Here is a 5155-nt window from a genome sequence, read left to right on the forward strand (position 1 = left end):
CATGGCAGTCGCACCGTCGGTTTGCTGGTGCCCTGGCATGAAGCTGCGATAGCCGATGTCAGCGCTGGCGATGCGGCGGTAATGCTTCAGCAAGCACTCGATGGCACGGCCAGTGTGTGGCGAGAAAAACTCAATCGCGTCACGCTGCACGTGCCGCCAGCACAACAGGCGATGGCCGATACCGCGCGTAGCGCGCTGGCGCAGATACTGCTTTCGCGCGACGGCCCAGCCTTGCAGCCAGGCACCCGCTCTTACGCGCGCAGCTGGGTACGCGACGGTGCCATGATGACGGAGAGCCTGGTGCGCAGCGGCCATGCGGAGACTGCCGCTGAGTTCGTGCGCTGGTATGCGCCGCACCAGTTCAGCAACGGCAAAGTGCCCTGCTGTGTCGATGCGCGTGGCTCCGATCCGGTGCCGGAAAACGATAGCCACGGAGAAATGATTTTCGCCATTGCCGAGCTGTGGCGTTACGCCCATGACCGCGCCGAGCTTGAGGCGCTGTGGCCTACGGTGGCACGCGCCATTGCCTATATGGACACGCTGCGTGAAAGCCAACGCATGCCAGCCCATCAAACGGCGGAACAACGTGCGTTGTACGGCTTGATGCCGGCGTCGATCAGCCATGAGGGTTACTCGGCCAAACCGATGCATTCGTACTGGGATGATTTCTGGGCACTGCAAGGCTATGACGATGCGGTAATGCTTGCCAATGCTTTGGGCAAAGCCGATGAGGCTGCCCGCATCGCCGCCTCGCGCGATACTTTTCGCGCTGATTTTCGCCAGTCTATCGAGCTGTCGACCAAGCAACACGATATCGATTTCTTGCCGGGGGCTGCTGAGCTGGGCGATTTCGATGCCACCTCGACCACCATGGCGTTATCGCCTGGGGATGGTCAGACCTGGCTGCCGCCAGGCCTGCTGCAACGCACGTTCGAGCGCTATTGGCAGGGCTTTCTGCAACGCCGCGATGGCCACAGGGACTGGGACGACTACACCCCTTATGAACTGCGTACGGTCGCCAGCTTTGTTCGGCTCGGCTGGCGCGATCGAGTGGAGTCGCAGCTTAGGTTCTTTTTTGCCGACCGCCGTCCTGCAGCGTGGAATCAGTGGGCCGAGGTGGTCGGTCGCGATCCGCGCAAGCCGCGCTTTGTCGGTGACATGCCACATGCGTGGATTGCCTCGGACTATCTGCGCTCGGCCTACGACTTGTTTGCCTATGAGCGCCCAGCTGATCAAGCGCTGGTACTTGCCGCGGGCATTCCATCGACGTGGCTGCAAGGGGAGGGCGTGGGCATCGAGAAGTTGCGCACCGCCTATGGCGAGCTGAGTTATTCACTGCGTGAAGTGGATGGAAAGCTTGAGCTGCACATCAATACCGGGCTAGCCATGCCACCAGGCGGTTTGGTGGTGCCGTGGCCGTATGCCGGCAACCCGGTGGGCAAGGCTTATTTAAATGGGGCACCGGTTGCGTGGCGAGCCGGGCAGATCATCATACGCAGCGTGCCGGCAACGCTACGTATCGAACGATAACCGCGACTTCGTCGGCCTTCCACGGCAAACGGCGAATAGGCACTCAGAACTTGCCGCTACGAAAATCCGCAATCGCCTCATGGATCTGCTCTGTCGTATTCATCACGAACGGGCCGTAACGTGCCACCGGCTCCTTTAACGGCTTGCCGGCAACCAGCAGCACCCGGGCCGGGGCGTCGCGACCGGCCACTCGTACACTGCGGCCCTTGCTCAACACCGCCAGTTCACTGCGCGCGAGCGGCTCACCGGCGACTTGTGCATCACTGCCATCGAAGACATAGGCAAACGCGCTGTGCCCCTCGGGCAGGGGAATGTCGATCTCGGCACCGGCTTGTAGTGCGATATCCAGATAAATCGGCGCGGTCGCAATGCCAGCCACCGGGCCGGAGACTCCAGCCAGCTCGCCCGCAATGACCTTGACCGTCACACCATCGGCCGGTTGCACGGTGGGGATGCGTTCGGGGCTGATGTCTTGATAGCGCGGCTCGATCATTTTGTCTTTGGCGGGCAAGTTCACCCACAACTGAAAACCCCACATCAGGCCGTCTTCCTGCTCGGGCATTTCCGAATGCTGGATGCCGCGACCGGCGGTCATCCATTGCACGCTGCCCGAAGTGAGATCGCCGCTGTTGCCGTGGTTGTCGATGTGCCGCATATGGCCGGCAAGCATGTAGGTGACGGTCTCGAAACCGCGATGCGGATGCTCGGGAAAGCCCGCGATGTAGTCACCGGCCTGGTCGGAGCGAAATTCGTCCAACAGCAGAAACGGATCCAGCATATCCAAGCCGGGCTGACCAATGATGCGTTTGAGTTTGACGCCAGCGCCGTCAGCGGTGTCGGTACCGCGGATGCGACGGAAAATATGCCGCTCAGTCATCGCTTGCTCCAGCTAGAGAACTGCATGCAACGATGGAGGTACACGCGCGCGTCGCCAAGGGGCCCTGCAGGAACAGATTGTTTCGCGGATGCGACTCCGCGCTGCCGACCCAGGCGACATGCCGGCATATCGCCGACATGCCGGACCTCTCTATCAATGCACCCAATGCCCGCTGCGCTGACGCGGCGGGCCGCTTTCCTCTTCCACGCTGCTCGGTTTGGCCTCGATCTCGAGTTCTGCCTCGGTGGCCGGATGTTCGTGCCAATACTGATTGACCGCACCCAGCACCATCGGTACCTGGGCCAGGCACTCGTCGTATTCATCGTCGCTAAGTTTGGCGAAATCGGCTTCCGCGCTGAGCACGCCTTCGTCCACCGCCAAGGCCATCACCGGGCCCAGCAACTCCATCAAATGCGGGTCGTCGGCCAGACGCTTCTCCCACAACGTGGCGCGCAGATCGATGGCCCGGCTGAAACCTTCGCACCAGCCCGCCGCGGTCAGCATCGGGCCGGTCGCGGTGTCTACTTCACCGAGAATCGGCTCATAGGCATCCACATCGAGCTCGGCGCTGATCGAGTCGTTGAGCTTGGCCAGCAGGGCGAGCACGCGGTTGCCTTCTTCCTCATCGGCAAACGGCTCGTGCAGCACCTCGGGCAGCCACTCCTCCGGCAGTACATGCAACGGCCCGACGGCCAGCCCGGAAAGCATGCCATGCACGCCGTCCAGCAGCAGATCGCCATCGCCTGCGTGACCACGCAGGTAACGATCCAGTTCATCGAGTTCGTTGTCGTCCAGCGAGCTGGGCCAGTCGGTCTTGGGGGTATTCATCAGCAGCCTGTGCAAGCAAGTCGTCCATAGACGAGAGGATCATAGAGCCTGTTCTTCTCTGTGTGTGCAGGCAAACGGCTGGCGGCGCAAGCCACCCAGAGATCGTGGACAGGCGCTTATATTTCCAGATCCAGCGTTACCGGCGTGTGGTCGGAGGGGCGTTCCCAGCGTCGTGGGGTGCGGTCGATCGCGGCGGCTTTCGCGGCAGACTTCAGCGCCTCGCTGATTAGGATCAAGTCGATGCGCACGCCCATGTTGCGCCGGAACGCAGCCTGACGGTAGTCCCACCAGCTGTAGTGCTCGCCAGCCTGCTCGAACAAGCGGAAGCTGTCGTGCAACCCAAGGTCAGTGATCGATTTCAGCGCGGCGCGCTCGGGCGGTGAGCACAGCACCTCTTCACCCCAGGCGGCCGGATCGTAAACATCGCGGTCATCCGGCGCGATATTGAAATCGCCCAGCACCACCAGGTTTGGATATCGCGTGATTTCTTGCGCCAGAAAGGCCTGTACTTTGGCCAGCCAGTCCAGCTTGTAGGCATATTTCTCATCGCCCACGGCCTTGCCGTTGACGACATACAAGTCGACCACGCGGAGCCCGCCGATGGTCGCCGCCAGAATGCGCCGCTGCGGATCCTCCAGGCCCGGGATGTCGGTGACGACATCCTTGAACTCAGGCTGGGTAGCCTGCCGCGCCAGAATCGCCACGCCGTTATAGGTTTTCTGCCCGGAGTACACCGTGCGATAGCCTGCCGCGGCCAGCTCGTCGACCGGAAACTTGGCGTCTTCCAGCTTGGTTTCTTGCAGGGCAATGATGTCTGGCTGAGCGTCCGCGGCCCATTCGGTCAGCTGCGGCAACCGCACTTTCAGCGAATTCACGTTCCAGGAGGCGATTTTCATCGGCGCATTGTAGGGGATGCGAGAGGCCGCCCGTGCTCATTCCTTGGCCTTTTTCACCCCCGTCTGGCCAACCTGAACCACGCGATACCACATCTGGCGAATTTAGGGAGTATGCTAGCCAGTTGGGGATTTGAGATAACTCAAATACGCTGCTTCTATTTTGTGGCCAAACGCAGCATTTCCCCTCCAAGCCGCAAATCATTCATGTGTCAAAGGTAAGTTTTATGTCGAATCGTAGTAGCGGTACCGTCAAGTGGTTCAATGATGCCAAGGGCTTTGGCTTTATCACCCCGGAAAGCGGTGATGACCTGTTCGTGCATTTCCGCGCGATCCAGGGCTCGGGCTTCAAATCCCTGCAGGAAGGCCAGCGCGTCACCTTCGTTGTTGCCAAGGGCCAGAAGGGTCTGCAAGCTGAAGAAGTCCAGGTCGCCTAAGGCTGACCGGATTTAGTAAAACAAAAAGCCCGCTTCGGCGGGCTTTTTCATGTCTCAATGCTGGACCGCTGCTGAGCCAGGGCTCCCAGCGCTGGGTTGCCCGGCCGATTCCAGCGCGCCAAGGCGCTTCGCGAAAGCATCGCTCAGACTGGCAACAAAGCTTGCCGTCACATGTTGTGAGTCCCGAAACACCACGTGCCCATTCAGTTCGGCATGGCACTGCCCATCCGGGCATAGCGCATCGTTCATATCGACCAGGCTGACGTTATCGAACGCGCTGGCAGCATGCTGCAGGCTGCGATAAACGAGATCGTTCTGCGGACTGACCGAAGGGCTATGGCAACGATCGCCGCGAGAAAACATTTTCGGCAGGTCCGCCTGGGCCAAAAGACAATCAGGCCCGTCGAAAGCCAGGGCAGGCGTGCCACGCACAACATAGATATGTCCGGCAGCGGGACTGAGCACGCTCAGTAGCTTTTTACTGCCATCGGTCCAATCAGCCTCGCTAAAGCTATAAGTCGGCGATGAGCCGACGATGACGATATCTGGATGGATCGAAGCAATGTATTTCGCCGCATGGTCGCGCCACG

Annotated in this window: 6 protein-coding genes; 2 read left to right on the forward strand and 4 right to left on the reverse strand. The window is 60.6% G+C overall.

The window, feature by feature from the left end:
- Positions 1–1530 (forward strand): glycoside hydrolase family 15 protein (locus tag OUZ52_RS22070; protein WP_484489072.1); only part of this gene is annotated, 1530 nt, incomplete at its 5' end.
- 43 nt (positions 1531–1573) lie between these two features.
- On the opposite strand, the gene OUZ52_RS22075 is transcribed toward OUZ52_RS22070, so the two are convergent.
- The 3 genes from OUZ52_RS22075 to xth all read right to left on the reverse strand — a co-directional run bounded on the left by OUZ52_RS22075 (position 1574) and on the right by xth (position 4131).
- Positions 1574–2407, reverse strand: a complete 834-nt coding sequence (locus tag OUZ52_RS22075) for a pirin family protein (protein ID WP_266160753.1) — start codon at positions 2405–2407, stop codon at positions 1574–1576.
- Positions 2408–2560: 153 nt separating this feature from the next.
- The gene (locus tag OUZ52_RS22080) at positions 2561–3235 is read right to left on the reverse strand and encodes a YecA/YgfB family protein (protein WP_266160754.1); all 675 of its coding nucleotides are present in this window, start codon (positions 3233–3235) and stop codon (positions 2561–2563) included.
- Positions 3236–3351: 116 nt separating this feature from the next.
- Positions 3352–4131 (reverse strand): exodeoxyribonuclease III, encoded by a 780-nt coding sequence (gene xth, locus OUZ52_RS22085; protein WP_266160755.1) that lies wholly within the window; start codon positions 4129–4131, stop codon positions 3352–3354.
- 224 nt (positions 4132–4355) lie between these two features.
- On the opposite strand from xth, the gene OUZ52_RS22090 reads away from it, so the two are divergent.
- A complete protein-coding gene (locus tag OUZ52_RS22090) occupies positions 4356–4565 on the forward strand; it encodes a cold-shock protein (RefSeq protein ID WP_114846195.1) in 210 nt (69 codons plus the stop codon).
- 54 nt (positions 4566–4619) lie between these two features.
- Here the strand turns inward: OUZ52_RS22090 and OUZ52_RS22095 are convergent.
- Positions 4620–5155, reverse strand: a 536-nt coding sequence (locus tag OUZ52_RS22095) for an SGNH hydrolase domain-containing protein (RefSeq protein ID WP_266160756.1), incomplete at its 5' end; no start/stop codon positions are given.

This window comes from Dyella silvatica, from assembly GCF_026283955.1.
GTDB lineage: Bacteria > Pseudomonadota > Gammaproteobacteria > Xanthomonadales > Rhodanobacteraceae > Dyella_C > Dyella_C silvatica.